Origin of the sequence: Bartonella sp. AP21QHHD, from assembly GCF_042196205.1 — a bacterium.
In the GTDB taxonomy this organism is placed as follows: Bacteria; Pseudomonadota; Alphaproteobacteria; order Rhizobiales; family Rhizobiaceae; genus Bartonella.
Genome location: NZ_JBHIPT010000133.1, coordinates 1 through 22821, shown reverse-complemented (window position 1 = coordinate 22821; position 22821 = coordinate 1). Strand labels below are relative to the sequence as shown.

The 22821-nt window shown below is 37.8% G+C and carries 14 protein-coding genes, 1 pseudogene and 1 riboswitch; of the genes and pseudogenes, 7 read left to right on the top strand and 8 right to left on the bottom strand.

Going from position 1 to position 22821, the window contains the following annotated elements; all coding sequences use genetic code 11:
- Nucleotides 1-288: 288 nt before the first annotated feature.
- From ACFIMC_RS10295 to ACFIMC_RS10285, 3 genes are all read left to right on the top strand, one after another.
- On the top strand, nt 289-681 hold the full coding sequence (locus tag ACFIMC_RS10295; RefSeq protein ID WP_375612302.1) for a Fur family transcriptional regulator: 393 nt from the start codon (nt 289-291) through the stop codon (nt 679-681).
- Between the two features lie 173 nt (nt 682-854).
- A complete protein-coding gene (locus ACFIMC_RS10290; protein WP_375633811.1) occupies nt 855-1949 on the top strand; it encodes an HlyD family secretion protein in 1095 nt (364 codons plus the stop codon).
- A gap of 24 nt (nt 1950-1973) precedes the next feature.
- Nucleotides 1974-3545 (top strand): DHA2 family efflux MFS transporter permease subunit, encoded by a 1572-nt coding sequence (locus ACFIMC_RS10285; protein ID WP_375634787.1) that lies wholly within the window; start codon nt 1974-1976, stop codon nt 3543-3545.
- 1071 nt (nt 3546-4616) lie between these two features.
- Here the strand turns inward: ACFIMC_RS10285 and ACFIMC_RS10280 are convergent.
- The 3 genes from ACFIMC_RS10280 to ACFIMC_RS10270 all read right to left on the bottom strand — a co-directional run bounded on the left by ACFIMC_RS10280 (nt 4617) and on the right by ACFIMC_RS10270 (nt 9027).
- Nucleotides 4617-5201, bottom strand: a complete 585-nt coding sequence (locus ACFIMC_RS10280; RefSeq protein WP_375612299.1) for a GNAT family N-acetyltransferase — start codon at nt 5199-5201, stop codon at nt 4617-4619.
- A 75-nt stretch (nt 5202-5276) separates the two neighbouring features.
- Complete coding sequence (locus ACFIMC_RS10275) at nt 5277-6410, bottom strand: type III PLP-dependent enzyme (protein WP_375680886.1); 1134 nt, start codon at nt 6408-6410, stop codon at nt 5277-5279.
- 1699 nt (nt 6411-8109) lie between these two features.
- Nucleotides 8110-9027 carry a rhodanese-related sulfurtransferase gene (locus ACFIMC_RS10270; RefSeq protein ID WP_375613636.1) on the bottom strand — a complete coding sequence of 306 codons (918 nt, stop codon included), beginning with the start codon at nt 9025-9027 and terminating at the stop codon, nt 8110-8112.
- 115 nt (nt 9028-9142) lie between these two features.
- Here ACFIMC_RS10270 and eda point away from each other — a divergent pair, with 115 nt between their 5' ends.
- Nucleotides 9143-9808 carry a bifunctional 4-hydroxy-2-oxoglutarate aldolase/2-dehydro-3-deoxy-phosphogluconate aldolase gene (gene eda, locus ACFIMC_RS10265; protein ID WP_375672082.1) on the top strand — a complete coding sequence of 222 codons (666 nt, stop codon included), beginning with the start codon at nt 9143-9145 and terminating at the stop codon, nt 9806-9808.
- Here eda and ACFIMC_RS10260 read toward each other — a convergent pair.
- Both ACFIMC_RS10260 and ACFIMC_RS10255 read right to left on the bottom strand, forming a co-directional pair.
- Nucleotides 9787-10236, bottom strand: a pseudogene (locus tag ACFIMC_RS10260) (ferredoxin--NADP reductase); the annotation flags it as partial. The gene eda and the pseudogene ACFIMC_RS10260 overlap by 22 nt on opposite strands.
- An 18-nt stretch (nt 10237-10254) precedes the next feature.
- Nucleotides 10255-11082, bottom strand: coding sequence for a ferredoxin--NADP reductase (locus tag ACFIMC_RS10255; protein ID WP_375612296.1), 828 nt, complete (start codon nt 11080-11082; stop codon nt 10255-10257).
- A gap of 805 nt (nt 11083-11887) precedes the next feature.
- On the opposite strand from ACFIMC_RS10255, the gene alr reads away from it, so the two are divergent.
- A complete protein-coding gene (alr, locus tag ACFIMC_RS10250) occupies nt 11888-13003 on the top strand; it encodes an alanine racemase (protein WP_375633817.1) in 1116 nt (371 codons plus the stop codon).
- A gap of 1540 nt (nt 13004-14543) precedes the next feature.
- On the opposite strand, the gene gcvP is transcribed toward alr, so the two are convergent.
- From gcvP to gcvT, 3 genes are read right to left on the bottom strand one after another with little or no spacing between them, the layout of a single operon-like run.
- Complete coding sequence (gene gcvP, locus ACFIMC_RS10245; protein WP_375672086.1) at nt 14544-17339, bottom strand: aminomethyl-transferring glycine dehydrogenase; 2796 nt, start codon at nt 17337-17339, stop codon at nt 14544-14546.
- A 5-nt stretch (nt 17340-17344) separates the two neighbouring features.
- Nucleotides 17345-17713 carry a glycine cleavage system protein GcvH gene (gcvH, locus tag ACFIMC_RS10240; protein WP_375612294.1) on the bottom strand — a complete coding sequence of 123 codons (369 nt, stop codon included), beginning with the start codon at nt 17711-17713 and terminating at the stop codon, nt 17345-17347.
- Between the two features lie 6 nt (nt 17714-17719).
- Nucleotides 17720-18832, bottom strand: a complete 1113-nt coding sequence (gene gcvT, locus ACFIMC_RS10235) for a glycine cleavage system aminomethyltransferase GcvT (protein WP_375680885.1) — start codon at nt 18830-18832, stop codon at nt 17720-17722.
- 136 nt (nt 18833-18968) lie between these two features.
- Nucleotides 18969-19066, bottom strand: a riboswitch (glycine riboswitch).
- Nucleotides 19067-19512: 446 nt separating this feature from the next.
- Here gcvT and ACFIMC_RS10230 point away from each other — a divergent pair.
- Nucleotides 19513-20175, top strand: a complete 663-nt coding sequence (locus ACFIMC_RS10230; protein ID WP_375610818.1) for an LON peptidase substrate-binding domain-containing protein — start codon at nt 19513-19515, stop codon at nt 20173-20175.
- A 13-nt stretch (nt 20176-20188) separates the two neighbouring features.
- Nucleotides 20189-20395 carry a Trm112 family protein gene (locus ACFIMC_RS10225; RefSeq protein ID WP_273791466.1) on the top strand — a complete coding sequence of 69 codons (207 nt, stop codon included), beginning with the start codon at nt 20189-20191 and terminating at the stop codon, nt 20393-20395.
- The last annotated feature ends 2426 nt before the right edge of the window (nt 20396-22821 follow it).

Below are 22821 nucleotides of genomic sequence, written 5' to 3'. Positions count from 1 at the left end.
TTTTATTTTTTTTTAAATAAAATAACCCAAACTTTACCAATAAAATATTGAACAAAAAATCCTATTTCAAGACATTATTGGAAAAATAAGAAGCGTATAAAAGTTTCTTGCTGGATAGCAGCGGCTTTCAGATTATAATACCCTCCCCTCACAACGGTTGCAACTTGTCTTACATATCGCAAGGATGTCATGTAAAAGGCTAAAGATAGAGTACATATTCTATAATCACCATTGCATAAATATCTTACACACTTTATGCTTTTCCACGAGAGCAAAAGGAAGATGTCAATGTCATCTAAACTGACGCGTAACCAAACATTGGTTTTAAACACTTTAAAAAATGCAAAAGGGCCTTTAAGTGCTTATGCGATTCTCAATCACTTACGCGAAGAAGGTTTTCGTGCACCTCTCCAAGTTTATCGTGCGTTAGAAAAACTCGTACAATTAAAGTGTATTCATCGTCTTGAAAGTGTAAATGCCTTTATGGTCTGTTTACACCCTGAAAACTGTCAACATGAACTTACAACGTTTATAATTTGCGAAAACTGTGGCACAGTCAACGAAATACAAAATCAAACGATTGTATCGAGTTTAAAACAGATGGTTCAAGCTGTTGACTTCCAAGCACATAAAAGCACCTTAGAAGTACGAGGTCTTTGTAAAAAATGCGCAATAAAATAAGACCGCTAACTTGAAAACAAGATCTCTAACTTGCAAGTTTATATATTTAGCATTATGTACCAGGGATCGCCTTATTGTTTGAAAAGCTCTTATCGTCCGTGCATGTATATCACCCGATCTTAGTGATGGGTTTATTATACTCATTGGAACATAAATATTGAAAGTATAAAATCATGTCCGTAGCTGAGACAATTTTTTCAACCAAAAATTTCAATAAAACGCAAAAAAAGAAAGTAATCAAGGCTCTTCTTATTGTCTTTGCACTCTTTGTGCTTTGGTTTAGCTACAAATGGATAACGCAATGGCGTTATATGCTATCCACTGAAGATGCCTATGTACAAGGAGATATAGCCGCTATTGCGACTAAATTAAATGGATATATTGCAAAAATTGCCATTAAAGCCAACCAAGTTGTAAAAAAGGACGATGTTTTATTTTACTTAGACAATGGTGATTATCAAATAGCCTTGGATCAAACAAAAGCGCATCTTGACACACAGAAAAAAACACTTCTACGCATTGATGCACAAATCACAGCCGCTCATAGTGCTTTAGATGATGCAAAAGCGCAAAAAGCAGCCGCTTCAGCCATAGCAACCAATGCACAACTCACCTTAAAACGTGTAACAGAACTGAAAGCCAATCGTTATGCTCCTCAATCTGATGTCGATGATGCCAAATCAGCTTATGAACAAGCCATTGCAAATATTAACAGAGCAGATGCACAAATCGCTGCAGCACGTGCAAATATCCGAGTACTAGAAGCACAACGAAGTGAAACAGAAAGCCAAACAAAGAGTTTAGAACTTTCGCGTGAAAAAGCACAACGTGATCTTGATTCAACCATTATACGCGCGCCATTTGATGGAATCATAGGAAATTTAACAGCAAAAACGGGAGATTTTGTTGTAAATGGCCAACGTCTTGCAGCGTTAGTCCCCATCCATGCACTTTATATTGAAGCAAACTATAAAGAAACACAGTTGCAAAATATTCATGCAGGACAAAAGGCTTATATTTCTGTTGATGCCTTCAAAAAGCAGGTCTTTACAGGAACAGTGCTTTCTATTTCACCTGCAACAGGTGCTGTTTTTTCTCTTCTTCCTCCACAAAACGCTACCGGTAACTTTACAAAGATTGTCCAACGCATTCCCGTACGTATTTCTATTCCAGAAGAAGTCTTAAAGACCGGACATATCCGAGCAGGAATGAGTGTTTCAGTAGAAGTTGATACACGTACAAAACCACAAGATAAAAGTCTCTTATAATAACAAGCAAATGACCTCATTATTATGACATCTTCAATACCAAAGCCCATACAGTCTCAAGAGCGCATAGAAATCCGTAACATTGTGATTTTCATAGTTATGGCCTTTGGCATGTTCATGGCGATTTTGGATATACAAATCGTTGCCTCCTCTTTAGCCGAAGTTCAAGCTGGTCTTTCTGCAAGCTCTGAAGAAATTTCATGGGTTCAAACCTCCTATCTCATCGCTGAAGTCATCATGTTGCCCCTTTCTGGATTCTTAGGAAGATTGCTTTCAACACGTATTTTCTTCACCATATCAGCGATCGGGTTTACGATTACTTCTGTTCTTTGTGCAACAGCAACATCTATTGGAGAGATGATTATCTACCGTGCATTGCAAGGTTTTATTGGTGGAGGAATTATCCCAAGCGTTTTTGTCGCCTCTTATGTTCTTTTCCCTCCTTCCAAACGCCCAATTGTTACCCCTATTGTTGGACTAGTCGCAACATTAGCCCCCACTATTGGTCCAACGGTCGGAGGTTATCTTTGTCATATCTTATCATGGCACTGGCTTTTTCTCATTAATGTGCCTTTTGGGATTATTATTTCAATTCTCGCTTGGAAATTGATTGATTTTGATAAAGCAAATCCATCTCTCATGGCTAAATTTGACTGGTTGGGGCTCATTTCTATGGCTGTTTTTCTAGGAACTTTAGAGTATGTACTAGAAGAAGGCGCACGTCATGATTGGCTGAATGATAGGCTGGTTCGGAATTTATTCATTATCATGATTCTTGCTGCCGCCTTGTTTTTCTGGCGTGCTTTTACAGCAAAAGAACCCATTGTAGATCTCTCTACTTTTTCTAATTTCAATTTTTCAGCTGCATCCATTTTTTCCTTTTCACTGGGGATAGGTCTTTATGGACTCACGTACCTTTATCCTGTCTATTTGAGCCAAATCCGCCATTATGATGCCCTTATGATTGGAGAAACATTGTTTCTTTCAGGATTCGTCATGTTATTAACGGCTCCCCTTGCAGGATTCCTTTCAGCACGAATGGATGCACGTTTAATGATGGCAATAGGACTTTTTGGTTTTGCAATAGGCACTTGGATGGCAAGCACTATCACAGATAAGTGGGATTTTTGGCAGCTTTTTTGGCCGCAAGTTTTCCGTGGTGCTTCTGTAATGTTATGTATGGTTCCTATTAATAATATTGCCTTGGGAACACTCCCACCAGAACGAATGCAAAATGCTTCTGGACTCTTTAATCTCACACGGAATCTAGGTGGTGCTGTAGGGCTTGCCATTATCAGCACTATCATGACAAAACGCACGGATTTCCATTATGAACGAATAGCCGAAACACTTAACCACGCAAACAGACAAGCAACTGAAATGCTTTCAAAGCTTACTTTATTATTCAAAACAGAAACCTTTGATTCCTATACCCTGGCTCTTTCTCAATTGTTTAATATGGTACGCATACAAGCAATGATTATGGCTTTTAGTGATATTTTCTTTATCATAACCATCATCTTTGGTGTTTTGACATTTATGACCATGTTTCTCAAAAAAATACCACCTCTCATGGATTCACCACCAAATCACTAAGCTTAATTAAAATTGAGAAATATTTTTTATCCTTATCACTTTCCTCGCTTCCTATGCACTTTACCTTTTCTCAAGAGACAGTGTAAATAAATATGTGATTCTAAATGATTCTTCTGATAAAAATTCTTTTCAATGCAGGCTCTTTACGCACTTTTAAAATAACTTCTCGCATACAAAAATTGTTTTAGATGATCGGTAAACAAAGATCTTACCTAACGTGCTCCACACTATAAAGATAAAGCAGCTATTTCTATAAGATTTTTGATTTATCACCATAGGGCACAAAAGATTAAAAGATTCTTGGCCCTTTACTCTTTTGAGTCTTACAAGAATATTCATAAAAGATTTATGAATCTTGTGATTTTTATTCACGCACCTATTTCCCTTATAATGTGTAGGACAACGTTTTTTTGATTCTGAATGCAAAATTTTACATGAAAAAATCATTTTGTATTTGATCCTCTCATGCTAATTGCAAAACGATTTACCTTTATAGTAAAAAAGTAATTATATATTTTTTTCAAAAAAGCTGCTTTTGAACATGTAATTTTATTTTTTACACTCTTTTAAAAAAGCTGATACCTATAATTTTGATTCTACTGCTGCATATTTTTCTTTCTTAAGCCCCTTCTCTTTCAACAAGCGCTAAAATTGTATAAAATTTCTCAAAATATCTCTCTATTGAATCAATCAAAACCATTCCCTTGCACATAAAAAGCAAAGAAACAAAAACTGTTTAAGAAAAAAATAAAATATCCAACCGTTTCGATGCAAGATCTACCAACGATATTGAAAACTGGAAAATGTATGATGATACTGGCTTTTAAAGAATACAAAACCACTCAAAAATCCGGTTCCTTTAATATTATAAAATAGGACGCTATTTCAAAAAATGAGCTTAAAATATATTCCTACTCACTTAACTGAAATTATCAAAAATAAGAAACCAGCCATATAATAAAATCGCAATACAACTCCCCAAAAACTTTGTACCGCTAAATACTTTGGCTCTAGCCAAAACAGTATGCTCTCCTCAATGCCAGCTGTTGAAAAACAAAATAAACACGATCTTCAAGCCACTTTATGATGCTGAAAACGATTTGAAACTTCTCGTTCTCCACTAGGAACCAAAGTGCCATAACACCCAGAAAGATAATGTGGTATCAGTTCCAACGCTTGAAAGCGATGCTTTTCGTAAGGACCAGGCATTGCCAAATTTTCTGTTAAACTATTTGAAAAGCCAAAACGTTGATAAAATTCAAAATCCCCTACCAGCAAAATGGCGCCATATCCCAATTTTTTTGCTGTTTCAATTGCATGGCGGACTAAAATTGATCCTATTCCCATACCAGCACATTCAGATGCAACAGCCAAGGGGCCCAAAAGTAAAGCATGTTGTGTTTTATTTTTTCTTTTAGAAAAAGAAACATGCCAAAGACGGACACTTCCCACAAGCTCTCCAAGCGCATTTTTAACCACAAAAGAAAGTCCTTGAGCAGCTAACCGACCACGACGTAAAGCCTCTGATGATTTACGTTTACGTCCATACCCCATCGTTGAATCAAGCAAAATTTCTCGATAAGGCTTATCGGTTTCTTGCTCCAATAAAAGTGTAAAACATGCCCCATCTTTTGTTTGAAAGTTCATCATGTTCATCTCAATGACCGCCCTCTTATAGCGCCATGACGAGCATAGCAAAAAGTCTAAAAAAACTATAGTTAAAAGGAAACCTCAGATCACATATGATCGTAAAGGCTCAAAACCATTAAAAGCAACCGATGCGTAAGTTGTTGTGTAAGCACCCGTTCCATGAATCAATATTTCATCTCCTATCGTTAGGGATAGAGGAAGCGGATAAGGTGTTTTTTCATAGAGAACATCTGCCGAATCGCATGTTGGTCCAGCCAAAATACAAGGCTCCATTACCTTATCATCATGAGGTGTCTCAATAGGATAACGAATGGCTTCATCCATAGTCTCAGCAAGACCATTAAATTTTCCAATATCAAGATAAACCCATCGTACATTATCATTATCAGCTTTTTTAGATATTAGAACAACTTCTGTACGAATAACACCAGCATTGCCAACCATCGCACGTCCTGGCTCAATAATCGTCTCAGGGATACGATTACCAAAATGCTTTTTCAATGAATCAAAAACTGCTGTACCATAAGCTTGTTCTGTAGGGACATCTTTCAAATAACGCGTTGGAAAACCGCCCCCCATATTCACCAACCTTAGTGAAATACCTTCTTGTTCCAAACGCTTAAACACTGTAGCAGCATCCGATAAAGCACGATCCCACGCACTCAGATCAACCTGCTGAGATCCAACATGAAAAGAAACACCGTAGGCTTGCAAACCCAATTGATGTGCCCGTCTTAGAACATCAACCGCCATAGCTGGAACACAACCGAATTTGCGTGACAATGGCCACTCTGCACCTTTGCCATCGGTAAGAACACGGCAAAAAACACGTGTTCCTGGAGCAACACGCGCAATTTTTTCCACTTCTTCAACACAATCAACGGCATAAAGTGAAACTCCCAGTGCATATGCTCGTGCAATATCACGCTCTTTTTTAATCGTATTCCCAAAAGAAATACGCTCTGACGTTGCTCCTGCTTTTAAAGCCATTTCAATTTCTGCAACAGAAGCCGCATCAAAAGAAGATCCTAAAGAACTTAGCAAACGCAAGATTTCAGGAGCTGGATTTGCCTTTATTGCGTAAAAAATACGAGACTGCGGCAGAGCTTTTTCAAAATTTAAATAGTTGTCACGAACAACATCAAGGTCAACAATTAAGCATGGACCTTCAGAACGATGTGTTGCAAGAAAATCGCGAATACGTTGCGTTGCCATCTGCAATTCTCCTTGAGGGAAAGCTCCCCCACTCTATGCTTGGACAGCCAAAGCTGCCAAAAGCTAAAGGACAAAAAACACACAACAACTATCCCCATTCTGATTACAAAAAATCAGAAATTAGCATTGCATGCAGCGAAAGAACAGCGCGAAGCCGCGTTATTCTATTTTATCTGCCTTTTTGATTGGAGTTGAGAAAACCACTTCCGCACTGAAGGCAATGAGGTGTGCCTCTATAGTTATCCCAGCATTTAAAAACTGGAAGACACCAGAAAGGCCCGCACCGTCGTTGCTTCAAGATGTCCTCATTCTTGCAATTGGCTGTAAGAATGACTGGAGCGGTTAGTTCCAGGTACCGTACCGGTTAATCTCACCATTTGAGAACCAGCGGACACCCACAGGCACGTGCGACTTTGGGCAAAGCATCCTATAAAACGAATTCTTTCTCATTTCAATCATTTTTTTAATTTTAAACATTTTTTAATTCTTAAAGATAAAATGATGCGAAAAAACAACACTCTCCCCCAGACAAAGCCATCCATCCGCTTTCATGAGATCACACCCCTTACATCATCCGTGCAACATAAATCACTGTCTTGCGTTTAAAGCCCCTCGTTTCTTTACCCTATTCTATTTCCTAATATCCGCAGCAGAAAATAACGCAAAATAAATTATTCAAAACTTAATTTATAATGATAATTTATTATTGTACCCTTAAACAAAAATCCCATTATAAAATCCTCTTATTTCAACCCTCTTACAATGAATCAATTAAAATCATTCTTTTGCGCATCACAAATAAAAAACAATTGAAAAAAGGAGTACCTCTTATATATCCTCTCAAATGCAAAGATGACCAACATTGAAGACTGAGGATAGTAACGACTGAAGCACCATCGTCTTTAAAGATAACGTGTCCTTCCCCCAACAAAACGCCATCATCTTTCTCATTTACATCCTAAAAAACATCCCTACTTCCACATTCATTTCACAGCATCGCTTAAGCAAAATATCATGAAGAATTCCCCGTATAATATAGCTTGTATGATATAGATCAACTACATCTCACCCTCTTTATACTTATGAAATTAAAAACAAACGCTCCCATTCTATCTGCCAACTCTCAATATTGCAGAAACTCCTACATTGAAATGTTTCATAACACCTTATCTAAAATGATTTTTGTCCACACGTTGCTCCCATTTGCAACGTACAAGTGAATGAATTTTACGCGATTCGTTCTCATCTAATCTGAAAGCAATAAAGTTCACAATATTGAACTATTTTATTCAAATGAAAATAAATTATCATTATAAATTAATGTATTATATTAAATTCTGAAATCATAAACTCCTATTATCATTTTATTTTTTCCACCTAGCATCTGCTTTTTCATCTCCTCTTATTAATCACATCTTATTCATACGCTTTTCTCTTAAACTATAAATCTCCCTCCTCTGCGCTGTTGGTGAACGGCTTTTCTATTTTAAAATGAAAAGTATTTGAAAACTCAATCCTATAAAGTCAAGGAGAGCGAACAATCTATAATGATTATTTATAAGTCAAATAATTTAACATAAACAAAAAGACCGAATAATATCCGGTCTTATAAAATATTTTTCTACCAATATTAAAAAACTCTTCTCTCTTAAATTTAAGAGAAAAACGCTACAACTTAAAACTCTACACTGCGATATCCTTATGTCCCTTGATGAGAATCAATTGCACGCAACTTCAACAATTGAAATTGCCTATGGCGCTCACGAAAGCGCTCTCTATCGGCTTCACTACGCGTGTTATAACAAGCATCACAGGAAACACCTTCCTCATAATGAGGCGATAATTTGCTTTCAGCATTAAGAGGAGAACGACACGCACGACATAATTCGCGTCCACATTCTTCAAGACCATGTTGAACAGAAACACGCTCATCAAAAACAAAACACTCACCCCACCATAAACTCTTCTCTTTTGGAATTTTTTCTAAATATTTCAGAATACCTCCTTTTAGATGGTAGACTTGCTCATAACCAAGATCACGAACATAAGCTGTTGATTTTTCACACCGAATGCCGCCTGTACAAAACATAGCAATTTTCTTTTTTTTCTTTAACTCAGCCTCATGTTTACGCACCCATTCAGGAAATTCGCGAAATGTTTTAATCTGCGGATCAATCGCTCCTTGAAAACTCCCTATCGCATATTCATAGTCATTCCGTGTATCGATTAAAATTGTCTCTTCATCTTGAATAAGAGCATTCCAATCTTCAGGATCGACATAAGTACCAACAACTTTTAGCGGATCAACCCCTTCAACCCCCATTGTCACAATCTCTTTTTTCAACCGCACTTTCATGCGATGAAAAGGCATTTTTGATGCCCATGAATATTTAATCTCCGGCGTTTGAAACGCTGGCTCAGCCGTAATAAAATCCACCAATGCCTCAATCGCATCACAAGAACCAGCAACTGTTCCATTAATGCCCTCTTGTGCTAAAAGCAGAGTGCCTTTGATATCCTTTGCTTGACATAAATCCTGCAAAGGTTTTTGTAATTGATGATAATGCTTCAAATCTGCAAAGCAATAAAGTGCAGCAACTTTAAAATTCTTTTCCATGTGTTTTGCCATAACGCGCGTTTCATTCAATTTCAAGATTTATTCATGTACTCTTTAACATATTGTGCTTAATCAAACGATACAAATAATATCATCTCCAAGAAGAAAAAATATCATGTGCCAAAAAAGAGAAAAGCTTTTATTATATCTCCAAGGACAAACTGTTATACCTGTTTTACTCATTGACAATCTACAAAGTGCTGTACCCTTAACACGCGCTCTTGTCAAAGGTGGATTAAAAACAATTGAGATCACCTTGCGAACACCAAATGCCCTCAAAGCAATTCAGAAAATTACACAAGAAGTCCCTGAAGCAATTGTTGGAGCCGGCACAATTCTCAACACAACACATTACGAAAAAGCCGAACAAGCTGGAGCCAAGTTTATTGTAAGCCCCGGATTATCCAATGAACTAATCAATTGTGCAAAAAATAGTGAAATTCCCCTTCTTCCCAGTGCAATGACCCCAAGTGAACTCATGCAAGCATTAAACAAAGGCTATTCATATCTTAAATTTTTCCCTGCTGAAGCTGCTGGGGGCATTTCCTTCATCGAAGCTTTAGCATCTCCCTTCTCTGATATCCGGTTTTGCCCAACAGGCGGTATTACACAAAAAAGTGCACCACAATGGCTCCAACTGCCCAATGTCTTCTGCGTTGGAGGTTCTTGGATAGCGCCCCAAAAACTCATTGCAATAAGTGATTGGGATTCGATTACTGCATTAGCATATACCGCATCACAACTTCCCTCTCCCTCGAAAAAAGCTCTTTCTACAATATAATGTAAAGTGCAAGAATATCAGTCCCTTCAACAAGACCAAAGCTTTCACACATCCTTGCGCAATCTTTTAACATTGCCATGGAACCACAAATCATCACCCAATCTTCATTAGGATGAATTTTGCGAGTTCTATTGTTTCAAAGCCGCTTGTTTCAAAAAAGCACCCACTCTCCATAACAGTCGTAATACGCCCCATATGCTCAGAAAGCTCACGAGTGGTCATAGGATAAAATTTCAGCTGTTGTGCATATGCCCCACAATGAGTGGATCTTATTGCAAAAAGGAAACAAGATCTTTTGCACAAATTGACTCATTCTTTTCGCGCGTTATTTAAATAAGAACAACTTCTGAAAATTTTTCATAAATGTCAGGCTCACGAATAAAGCTTGCAAAAGAAAAAAAACCGTACCGGTTTGAAAGAAGATAAAGCATCAACTTTCCCACTCATTACTCCACAAAAGCGCGCTCTACAACATAAGTAGCAGGAGCATTATTGGCCCCTTCAACAAGACCAAAGCTTTCACACATCCTTGCGCAATCTTTTAACATAGCCATGGAACCACAAATCATCACCCGATCCTCATCAGGATGAATCTTAGGAAGGCCTGTTGTTTCAAAAAAGTCCCCACTTTCCATCACAGTTGTAATACGACCCATATGCTCAGAAGCTTCACGAGTAGTCATAGGATAAAATCTCAACTGTTGTGCATACTCTCCAATGAGTGGATCTTGTTGCAAAGAGGAAACAAGATCTTTTGCATAAATTAACTCATTTTTTTCGCGCGTTGTTTGAATAAGGACAACTTCTGCAAATTTTTCATAAGTTTCAGGATCACGAATAAGGCTTGCAAAAGGAGCAATCCCCGTCCCAGTTGAAAGAAGATAAAGACGTTTTCCAGGAATAAGAGCATCAAGCACCAGCGTTCCTGTAGATTTTTTACGCATGAGAACTGTATCACCAATTTTAATTTTTTGGAGATGCTCGGTTAAAGGTCCCCCTGGAACTTTTATCGAAAAAAACTCAAGCTGTTCATCCCAAAAGGGACTTGCAATCGAATAAGCGCGATAAATCGGCTTTTCTGCATTTGGCAAACCGATCATAACAAACTCACCCGAACGAAAACGAAAACTTTCCGGACGATTCAGACGGAATTTAAATAACCGATCTGTATAGTGACAAACCTCTTGGACAGTAAGGGCGAACACATTCTCAGGAATCGGAAAATTTGCAACGCTGCTGATGCTTGACGGAACATTGGTAGCAGACGTATTCATACTCTTCCCCATATCTTTATTGAACGTTAAATTTCGAATCTTTGACGTGATATAGTACTTGCACAACCATCTGCCAACAATTTTCTCAACACAAAAACCTCAAGGTTAACACTTTTATGTCAAAATTAAATAAATGAGTCTAGTGCACTCTATAAGCGATAAAATTGATTTCACTTAAAACCAATCAAAGACTAGAAAGTAAATACTGGATACCCAATCCATCTTGAAAACAAATAATATCCAAATCAACGAGTTTTCTAAATCAACAGTTTTAATGTATCAAAAAGTGTTTACACTGTTTTCTATTCAATAAAAATAATTTTAAGTGCATGAGACAACATCCAAAATTGCACAGATGAGTGATCTTCCCTCTCATGGTAGAAAACTTGTAATGCATTGATTTAACGTGGTTAATTTAATCATTTTACCTTCTCTAAATAAGAAGCCAATGCAATATTTAATCAAAACAATCACACCAGCAATAATAGTCTAACATTGCACTCTTCAAAATGATACAATACAATAAATTATGTTTATTTTTTTATATGCCTAAACGAGGGCAAATAAGTAAAAAAGTCTATGTTTTACAAATCATTAGAAGATACCATGTTGATAACAACACAAATAAAACTAAACTATCTCTTATATCCAGAGTACCATTTTACATAAAAAATGACTTTAATGGCAGCATAGGCTTCTTATGATTTTGACCATAGCAAATAGTGTCTTTCCCCTATATCGTAAAGAACCTCAATGAAACAACCAAAAAAACTCCGTATTTCACGAACACAGATAAGCTTTTAAAATGAACAAATCCGTTAATGATGAAATAAATACATCACTCTATACAGCTGTAGCAACCATCGATGTCAGTGCCATTGTTGCCAATTATATCACTTTAGCCAAACGTGTAGCTCCAACACAATGTTCAGCAGTTGTAAAAGCAAATGCCTATGGATTAGGAGCTCACAAAATTGCTCCTGCCCTTTATCAAGCTGGTTGTCGCACTTTTTTTGTCGCACAAATCAGAGAAGCACTCCAATTAAAAAGCATTTTACCATCAAATGTCACGATTGCCCTTCTGAATGGACTTCCACACTTAGCAGAAGAGTTTGTCGCACAATCTGGTATTGTTCCTGTTCTAAACTCTTGGAATGCCATTGAAAATTGGCAAAAAATTTGTCAAAAAAAAGATAAAAAATTTCCAGCAATTGTTCAAATCGATACCCATATGAACCGATTAGGACTGGATCAAAAAGAGTTACAAAAACTCATCAAACACCCTACAATTTTCGAAAAAGCAGAAATAAAATATATTCTTAGTCATCTTTCTAACGGAGAAGATGATACCCACCCATCAAATTATGCCCAATTGACTTCTTTCAAAACTATCCTTGCGCAATTGCCTGCTTGCAAAGTTTCCTTTGCCAATTCTGGAGGTATCTTTCTAGGATCAGATTTTTATTTTGATCTTGTTCGTCCAGGCATTGCACTTTACGGAGTTGATCCGCGGGGAAAACACCCATCACCTCTGAAACCTGTTTTAAAACTTGAAGCCCAAGTCATTCAAAGCCGCGTTGTTGATATAGGAGCACCTGTTGGTTATGCAGAAAGCTTTATAACCAACAGACCAAGCACTCTTGCAACCATTTCTATAGGCTACGCAGACGGCTGGCTCCGTGCTCTTTCGAATAAAGGAACTGTTTATTTCAACGGGCACAAACTTCCCATGGTTGGGCGGGTTTCTATGGATTCCATTATTGTAGATACGACCGATCTTGAACAAAAACCTCAAACTGGTGACTGGGTAGAGCTCATTGGTCGCCATCAAACACTTGAAAAAGTATCTATAGATGCCGATACCCTCCCCAATGAAATTCTAACATCTCTTGGCTCCCGCTATAAATACATTTACACATAAAAACTCTTTAGCCATAAAGAAATAAATTGATAAAAATCATCATTTTAGAAAATTGAGGGGCTTTTACAAAAGATTTTACAACAATCAACCACACAGAATGGTCATAGACACCGTACATTCACAGAAATCTCAAAACAGACAAGTTGATGGACTGTTTTATGGAAGTAGCTTTCACCTAAAATACAAAAACTTAGCCTTTCCTCATAAATTGACAAAAAAGAATCTACTACAAAGTTTTTAAAATTAATTTCCCAATTAAAATCATTCGCTTGCATACCACAAGCTGGACTATGTGTAGATAAAAATGATTTAAGAAAAGAATAATTCCTCTTATGAACCATAGTGCCAAGAGCTATAACATTAGGCGCTGGCAAAGTGTATAATAGTGCCGGCTTACTCCGTTATGAAGCGTAAAGATTGGGGGATCAATAGATTTACCCTTACACCATTCACAAGCGCCGTCGCGAAATGGGATTAGGAGCGAAATATCTCTTTAAAACAAACATGTGAATTAACAACCCAAGTATATTCTTTTTGGAGCGTTCTGTTTTACATGAGGGTCGTGCCCCCATTAAAAAACACAATAAATAAAAGTGTGGAGCAATGTGCAATCCCCATTATTAAAAAAACATTGCTTTAAATGCTTTTGAAAGCCGCAAAGCTGAATTAAAAGGAGATGACAAACTGAGGATTGAGTTTTACCTTTACGGCTTTACATTTTCCCAAAATGAGATTGTCTTCCAGTTTCAAAGGTTACGTCAACAGAAATACGCAATCCCCTCGCCCTCATCTGACAGACAAAAGCTGGAACTACTCATAAAGCTCTTTTTTTCTCAATCTCTGACTCAAAACATGTGGCTGCGTTAAGTTTGGATGTTGATTTACAGGTAACAGCTAAAGCACACGAGCTCTTAGAAAAACAGCGCTGTAAAGTTACAAACTGACTTGCAATGAAGTGGAAAGATGTGCCGGCTTTTTATAAGACACCTTGTAAAAAACACCCATAATACATTTGGCTTTGCGTTTGCTCATTCTAACAGGTGTTTTTACATATTTTTGCGTCATATTTACAAAAAGCAGATTAAAGAGAAATATTTAGACAATTCTTGACTCGAAAAGATGCAACAACAGAGTTTCGCGTGTCTTTATCATCAAAAACACTAAAATTGATTTTATTCTTTCTACAACCGGTCGTCGTCACCCTAGTGAGAAGGAGTATATCACAACACATGCAACAGACGTGACCCTATCCCCCGTAGGTTTCGCTCTCGTTTACGTGAACTAGCTGGCGAGACCGATGCCGCCTAGTCACTAAAACCATGCCATACGGTAGAAGGCAAAGGAGAGCATGCCTATTGCCGACAAAACACAGCTTTTTGTCGACTTTTTTGATTTTGCTCATGTTATAAAAAAACAATGCAAAATTCTAGAAAATAGACAAATAATTCCATAGTAACATGATCAACAAGCATAAAACCCACACAAAATGTGTGGGCTTTTTTGTTTATGCAAATAAACAAATTAAATACATATTTGTTATTTAATAGGTATTTCCCAATGGCGGGCACGAACAAATGAGCATTCTGTCTCCCGCAACATTATCAATACGCGATACAGGAGGCCAATATTTATTGGCTGGATCAAGAAAACTGTTGGGAAAAGCAGCTTCTTGTCGCGAATAGGGTCGTGCCCAAGCATCATCTAAAGTATCTGCCACTGTATGAGGGGCATTCACCAATGGATTATTGTCTTTTGGCCAAACCCCGCTACCAACTTTCTTAGCTTCTTCAGCAATAGAGAGTAAAGCATCACAAAAACGATCAATCTCTGCTTTTGGTTCCGATTCCGTTGGCTCAATCATCAAAGTTCCCGGAACAGGAAACGACATCGTGGGCGCATGGAATCCATAATCAATGAGACGTTTTGCAATATCATCAACACTCACCCCATACTGCTCTTTCAACACGCGTGTATCCACAATACATTCGTGCGCAACACGTCCATGCTTGCCCCGATAAAGAATGGAATAAGCAGCTGAAAGACGTGCAGCAATATAATTGGCATTTAAAATGGCTATTTGTGTTGCATATTTTAAGCCATCAGCCCCCATCATTCGAATATACATCCATGTAATCGCAAGAATAGACGCACTTCCATAAGGAGCAGCCGAAACCGCATGTGTTGTCCCATCTTGTTCATGACCTGGTAAGAATGGTTTGAGATGCGCTGCAACTCCAATTGGTCCCATACCAGGACCACCACCACCATGAGGAATAGCAAATGTTTTATGAAGATTCATATGACAAACATCAGCGCCAATATCCGCAGGACGAGCAAGACCCACAAGGGCATTGAGATTAGCACCATCAAAATAAACTTGTCCGCCATTTTCATGAATAATAGAACAAATTTCCTTAATACTTTCCTCATAAACACCATGGGTTGAAGGATAAGTAATCATGAGAGCGGCCAATTTATCTTTATGCAATTGCGCTTTCATCTTGAGATCGTCTACATCAACATCACCATCGCTTAAACATTTTACCACAACGACTTCCATCCCTGCCATATGGGCCGAGGCTGGATTGGTACCATGCGCAGATGCAGGAATAAGACAAACTGTACGTTGATGTTCTCTCCGTGATTGGTAATATCGTCGGATAGCCAAAAGCCCAGCATATTCACCTTGAGCACCAGAATTTGGCTGAAAAGAAACTTGCGCAAATCCTGTAATTTCGCACAACCACGCATTTAACTGGTTTATCATCTCCAAATAACCCGCTGCATCCTCTTGTGAAACAAAGGGGTGTATATTGGCCATGCTAGCCCAACTTACAGGCATTAATTCAGCCGCGGCATTAAGCTTCATTGTACAAGAACCAAGAGGGATCATAGCGCGATCCAGCGCCAAATCCTTATCCGCCAAACGACGCAAAAAGCGCATCATATCTGTCTCTGAATGAACCGCATGAAAAAAAGGCTGAGAAAGAAAAGCAGCATCCCGTTTTTTTCCAAAGAGTCGTGGAGAAACCTTATCAAAGAGTTGTGCCCCCAAAAGCTGCGCTAAAGCACCAGCATCTTCTTCTGTTGATAATTCATCAAAATTGATTGCAATAGTGTCATCATCGAGAACACGAATAAGGCGCCCACCTATTTTGGCTTGATGCGCAATTTCTCGCGCTTTTCCCTTAACAGAAATACTCACACAATCAAAAAAGCTTTTCCCTTCAACATGAATCCCTGCTGCTTCTAAACCAGCAACAAAACGACATGTTAAATGATGAATTCGCTGCGCAATTTCTTGTAAGCCTTTTGGCCCATGCCAAACAGCATAAGCGGTTGCCATATTAGCCAACAAAGCCTGCGCTGTACAAATATTTGACGTCGCTTTATCGCGCCGAATATGTTGTTCACGTGTTTGCAAAGCTAAACGAAAACCAACGCGTCCTTTGGTATCCACAGATTGACCAACAATACGCCCTGGAATAAGACGCGTTAACGCATCACTCACGGCAAGGTAACCAGCATGTGGACCACCAAATCCCATCGGAACGCCATAACGCTGCATAGTGCCAACAACGATATCTGCCCCCCATTGAGCAGGTGGCTCCTGAAGAGTAAGCGCTAAAGGATCAGCTACAACGATAACTAAAGCTCCCTTTTCCTTTGCCTCTTTTATGATCTCACTGTAATCATGAAAAGAGCCTTTTGTATCTGGCCAAGACAAAACAATTGCCGCTGTATCAGGATCAATTTCGCCATTTTGGCTAATCTGAATCCCTTGTGTTTCAGCACGCGTTTGCGCAACACTCAAAGTCTGAGGATGTAAAAGACTCTGAAGAGAAATTTTTGTTTTTTTCTCACGGAAAAAGCGAACAGCAAGGGCATTGGCTTCAGCTAAAGCAGTTGCTTCATCAAGAAGGGAAGCAGCAGAAACAGGCAAACCTGTTAGTTCACTAACCAATGTCTGAAAATAAAATAAAAGCTCTAAACGACCTTGGCTAATTTCTGCTTGATAAGGCGTATAAGCAGTATACCAAGCAGGATTTTCAAACAGATTTCGTAAAATAACCGGAGGCACATAAGTTCCATGATATCCTTGCCCAATAAAACTTTTGTGCACATGGTTACGCTCCATCATCTTGGAGAGTTCTTCCAAGGCTTGTCCTTCACTAGCAGCCTCTGGAAGATTCAGTGAACGTCCCAAATGGATAGAGTGTGGAACAGCTTGAGAAATAAGTGTCTCAACACAATCAAGCTCTAAAACATCAAGCATTTTTTGTGTTTCATCAGGACGCAGCCCAATATGTCGAGAAGAAAAAGAACGCTCGATCATGGTACTCATCCAATCAAAGCCTTATAAGCATCTTTATCCAACAACCCCTCCAGTTGTGTCTCATCCTGCAATGTCATTTTCCATAACCAGCCTTCTGTTTCGGGTTTCTGGTTTACCAGTTCAGGATTATCAGCCAAGGCTTCATTTATTTCGACCACTTCACCATCAAGAGGAGCATAAACATCTGAAGCCGCCTTCACTGATTCTACAACAGCCGCCGCCTCTCCTTTGGAAAGTTTTGTTCCACTTTGTGGTAAATCAACAAAAACCAAATCCCCTAATTGCTCTTGCGCATAATGCGTAACCCCAACAGTCACCACCTGCCCTTCAACGCTAAGCCATTCATGGTCATGTGTAAAATAAGTTTTAGACATAAAAAATCATCCTTTAAAATAACGTTGTTCAACAAAGGGAAGAGAATGAACTGATAATACAATCTTTTTGCCTCGCAGTTCTGTAAAGACTTGTGTCCCTTCAACTTTAAAATCAACAGGAACGTAACCCATCGCGACAGGACCATCAAAAGAAGGACCAAAACCACCTGATGTTACAATGCCAATCTCATTACCTTGATCATCAAGAAGCACCGCACCGGCACGAATAGGTTGACGCGTTTGCGGTTTTAATCCAACACGACAACGAACCGGTCCTTTTTGCAGTGCTTCAAGAAAAGCCTTCGCACCATAAAATTGTGCTTTTTCTCGAACACTTTTAGGAACAGCCCATATTAGAGCCGCATCAATAGGTGTCGTATCAGGGGTAATATCATTTCCATGCAAACACAGCCCCGCTTCCAACCGCAAGCTATCGCGTGCGGCAAGCCCAATCCACTCAACACGAGAATCACTCAGCAATTTTTCAGCCAACATATGCGCATGCCCTATAGGCAAAGCAATTTCAAAACCATCCTCTCCCGTATAACCAGAACGCGTTATAAACCAATCCTGTTGTGGTTCGAATCCTTGCATAAAGAACAATTCATTCCCTGGTAAATCGGCATCAGCAAGAACAGCGGCCGCTTCAGGACCTTGAAGCGCAAGCAATACCCTTTCAAGGGCAATCACTTGACATTCAAAATCAACCGCACGCTTTTCCAATTCTAAAAAATCAGCCTGTGCATTCCCAGCATTGGCGACCAACATAAAACGACCCTCTTCCAAACGGGTAATAATAAGATCATCAAGAATACCAGCCTGCTCATTAAGCAAATAATTATACCGTGAATGCCCAATCTTTAAAGCTGCTGCATCAATGGGAAAAGCATAGGACAAAAATTCCACAGCTTGTGCCCCTTCAACCGCAATCAATTTCATATGAGAAATATCAAAAAGTCCTGCATGTGCACGCGTATGAAGATGCTCTTTTAAAACGCCAAGAGGATAAGTTAAAGGCATGTTCCAACCCGCAAAAGCACCAAATTTTGCTCCTGCTTTTTCATGCAAATCATATAAAGGAAGTGTTTTTAAAAAAGATGTTTCTTGTGCTGTGCCCATAATAACTCCAAAGCTGCGCTAACGCCCACAGAATATGGTCGTCTCTGCCCCCTCTGTCATCAACCTGAGAGACTCGCGAAAAGATTTTTCGCTTACACCTTCGGCGCGGGTTCTCCCGACTTTCCAGATCTGCCTTCTTCCTTTTACGGTCCTTAAAGCCTGAGAGATTATGGGCTATTTCCCCTTCGGCGGCAATGCGAAAATTTGCAATTTGCACTCTCCCGCAAAAGAATGAAAGAAACGATAACGCTCTTTCCAGCATATTTAAACCTATAGCCTATCTTCATCACACTGTCATTAGTAAAGTGATGAAAATGTTCTCATTTTAAAACTTGCATAAGCTCCTTCAAAAGATTTATAATAGTGTCCTTTTGAACCTTACAAAAATTGCAAGCAACATATTTTAGGAAATTTAAGACAAAAATCAAAAGCTATAAACAAAAACACCTCTTGAAAATCATGCAAAACGTCACACACTAAAAAGATCGCAAAGCAATACTCTTTCGCGCGCAGTTCAACCTTAAAAATAGGGTTTCATATTCTTTTTGAGAATAAGGACTTCAAATATTTTATAAGTATGATTTTAATGCACAAGAAGTAGGTTTTCTGCTTTCTCAATAGTGTCATAAATAGCGACTATTTACAGACTAAAACTACCGAACAAAGGTGACAAAATACTCATGAAAGCTGGTAATATCTCTTACAATTGCGAAAATGATCTTCCAAAGCAAATTGCTCTTTTTCCTTTAGAAGGTGCACTCTTACTACCCGGTGGTTTTTTATCACTCAATATTTTTGAACCAGAATCACTTGAAATGATTGAAAATGTTATGGTAACTGATCGTCTATTGGGCATTATTCAACCACTTTCATCGGATACAGATCGCTTCTCTACACAACTTTATAAAACAGGCTGTATAGGGCGTATTACAAACTACAGTGAAACAGGAAACGGACAACTGTTCATTATCTTACAAGGTGTTTGCCGCTTCACTTTAGAACAAGAATTGAAAAACACAAAATCCTATCGAACAGCTCTCATCCAATCAAACATAAAAGACTTGCAAGAATTTGATATTGAAGAAAGCATTAACCGAGAGAACTTACTCGACGTTGTAGAAAAATATCTAACCATACATGAAATGGAATATAATTGGAGCAGCATCATAGAAGCCCCTACACCTATATTGGTTAATGCTTTTTCAGCTCTTATCCCCTTTACACCAGCAGAAAAACAAGCTCTCCTTGAAGCTCCAGATATTGAAAGCCGTGCCCAAACTCTTCTTGCATTAACAGAACGCTCGCTCATGAAACAAACAGGAACAGATTACCGCTTAAACTAATGAATGTCCAAACATGAAAAAAATGACCACAGATCCAAAAATGCTCGAATTGCTCGTCTGCCCAATGACGAAAGGTACTCTCTCTTTCAACCGAAAAACACAAGAGCTCATTTCTCTCAAAGCCAAACTTGCCTACCCTATTCGTGATGGCGTTCCCATTATGCTTGCCTCAGAAGCGCGCCCTTTGCAAAACAATGAAGAAATAACGCATAAAAAATAAAAAATCCTCATGCAATTTCCCTCTACAAGCCCACTGTTATCAAGTCTCTATCAATATGATATCTCAATATTTACGATTTCTGAAAAAAGAATTTTACAATGAAGATATTTATATCGCTTTACACCTTGTAACAAAAGCCAAAAATATCATCAGATTCTCTCATTCCAGCCTGTTCATACTGAAGCAATCAAAACCATTCGCTTGCACCACACAAGCATCTGAATAAAAATGGCTCTTATGAACTTCTTAAAAGCAAGAATTATAATAACATTTTTAACCAACTCAGGTAAATGAAATTTATTATATTAAACATAAAGATTGTTATATTTCATGGACTTTAATTTATACTATTTACGAACAACATATTTGAGATACCTCGATTTAAGATGAATAAAAACGACAAGTTATATCATCTTATGTATACCATATCGGGACAAGAATATTTATCTGTTTATGTACTCTTCAAAGCGGGAAAACAGCCTAATTTGGGGGAGAAAACATAAAATCGTAAAGGAGAAAATCACCCCATTACCTTGCCATCACCCTTTAATTTCGCTTTACAATTTTTACAAGTATCTAAAGTATCTCAAGCAATATTTTTATGTATAATATACGCATTAATTACGTGAAAACTTGAAACAACAAACAAGAAACACTGTTGTAATTTCAATTGACGATTGAAAGTAATTGCCTTATGAAGGAGGCTTGTGTTTTTGGTTGTATACGCGACAATCAAATAGGGTCTGGAAGCCCGAAAAACTCAAACTAGAAATAAAACCGCTTTTGCGGATATCCCGGAATTTCCGAGGGCTCTTGTTATGTCCAAGTGCTTTCAGCACTAAAAGCAAGGGGCTGTTTTGAGTCAGCACTTCCAGACCCCGGAAACGCTTATTCCATAAAAATATAATAAATTCAGTGTGTTATATGCAATTATTTTATATGAATCCACTTAAGAATCCACACTTTTATGCATGATCCATTTGACCCTTTTTTATATAAGATTGCCATGTATGAATAGACCATAAAAAGCAAGTCATGATACAAATATTATAACGCATGTGTGCATTCAAATGAAATGAAAAGCAGATATCATTTATAACAGTTTATAAATTTTATGACACGTTTTTATCACAGCACAAATCACATTGTTTAAAAATTTAGTCGTTTGGAATTATCGATTATACGTTTAAAGAATGGTATGAGTTTTGCTCTTTTTTGAGCGAAACCTTCAATCGAATAATCGTTTGAAACTGTCATAAGCTTATAGGTTTAATTTATAAAGATTGCATAAAAGGATTTAAATACAAGATCACTTTTAAAGCGCTTTCTAAAAGTTTAGAAAATGATAGGTAATCAGCATAAATATAATATCATGACTCTAGAATGAAAATCACAATGTTATGTTTTATGAAAGAGAAAGCTTTTTAATGATATAACGCAAGCAAGAAAACTTCAAAACCATTGTAATCTCACATGGATTTTTACTCAATTTTGAGTCAAAAGCTGTAATGTTTAAAGAATGCTCTATTCTAAGATAACGCCCCCAAAAATGGACCGGCTAATTTTTAAAGAAATTAGGTTTTAATGAAAAGTACAAATACGCTTATGAGAACCTCACTAAATGAACGTTTAAACGTTTGAAACATAAAATGAGATCTTTATAAGAAACGTTAAAACTTTTTTTTATCACAGTTATAACTTAGTTATCATTTGCTCTTAAGAACGTTTCATTTATGAAAAACGAAGATCTAGATTTCACAGCAGAGCAAAATCTTGAAAACCTTACATTTTATAAAAGCGTTTGTTTATTTATCTTATGAAAAGCTGCTTTTAAAAACCAATGCTCGTAAATGTAAAAAACCTTTTTGTTATAAGATATTCACTTAATATGCATGTTCTTTTGATTGGATTGTTAAAGCTACCGAGCGTTTTGATTTGTTTGATAGCCATAACAAGCGTTTATAGGCTCTGTAATTCCAACGAGTGATTAAAGATCATACGCATCGTTTACGTTTCTTTTGATAAGTTTTCATATCTCTCATAGAGCACTTGCAATATGATACGTTTTGTATATATGCATTCATTACTCCATTGTGGATGTTTCATTTTAATCAATAAGAAACGCTATTTGAAAGCCGCGTCATATCACTTGACACGGCTTTTTTTTATGAATGCTATCTTTTATGAGATGTTTATAGCAATGCATTTTATATGCGTTTATAACCATAAAGAATGCACGCCCCCCATACCTGTTTTTATTCTGTTTTATCAGTTATATTGACAAGCTTATCCCTTTCACAAACCTCACAATTTTTTGGAACCAACCTTACTTTGCTTTTTTTATTGATTTTTGCATTGCCATAAACAGAGCCATAAATCTCACAAGAGCCACTCACACAAGCATTCCCATAAACCTTGCCATAAAT

Excerpts from the sequence above, each read along its gene's own strand:
- ACFIMC_RS10295 (WP_375612302.1), top strand. The coding sequence starts at position 289 with ATGTCATCTAAACTGACGCGTAACCAAACATTGGTTTTAAACACTTTA.
- ACFIMC_RS10290 (WP_375633811.1), top strand. The coding sequence starts at position 855 with ATGTCCGTAGCTGAGACAATTTTTTCAACCAAAAATTTCAATAAAACG.
- ACFIMC_RS10285 (WP_375634787.1), top strand. The coding sequence starts at position 1,974 with ATGACATCTTCAATACCAAAGCCCATACAGTCTCAAGAGCGCATAGAA.
- ACFIMC_RS10280 (WP_375612299.1), bottom strand. The coding sequence starts at position 5,201 with ATGAACATGATGAACTTTCAAACAAAAGATGGGGCATGTTTTACACTT.
- ACFIMC_RS10275 (WP_375680886.1), bottom strand. The coding sequence starts at position 6,410 with ATGGCAACGCAACGTATTCGCGATTTTCTTGCAACACATCGTTCTGAA.
- ACFIMC_RS10270 (WP_375613636.1), bottom strand. The coding sequence starts at position 9,027 with ATGGAAAAGAATTTTAAAGTTGCTGCACTTTATTGCTTTGCAGATTTG.
- eda (WP_375672082.1), top strand. The coding sequence starts at position 9,143 with ATGTGCCAAAAAAGAGAAAAGCTTTTATTATATCTCCAAGGACAAACT.
- ACFIMC_RS10255 (WP_375612296.1), bottom strand. The coding sequence starts at position 11,082 with ATGAATACGTCTGCTACCAATGTTCCGTCAAGCATCAGCAGCGTTGCA.
- alr (WP_375633817.1), top strand. The coding sequence starts at position 11,888 with ATGAACAAATCCGTTAATGATGAAATAAATACATCACTCTATACAGCT.
- gcvP (WP_375672086.1), bottom strand. The coding sequence starts at position 17,339 with ATGATCGAGCGTTCTTTTTCTTCTCGACATATTGGGCTGCGTCCTGAT.
- gcvH (WP_375612294.1), bottom strand. The coding sequence starts at position 17,713 with ATGTCTAAAACTTATTTTACACATGACCATGAATGGCTTAGCGTTGAA.
- gcvT (WP_375680885.1), bottom strand. The coding sequence starts at position 18,832 with ATGGGCACAGCACAAGAAACATCTTTTTTAAAAACACTTCCTTTATAT.
- ACFIMC_RS10230 (WP_375610818.1), top strand. The coding sequence starts at position 19,513 with ATGAAAGCTGGTAATATCTCTTACAATTGCGAAAATGATCTTCCAAAG.
- ACFIMC_RS10225 (WP_273791466.1), top strand. The coding sequence starts at position 20,189 with ATGAAAAAAATGACCACAGATCCAAAAATGCTCGAATTGCTCGTCTGC.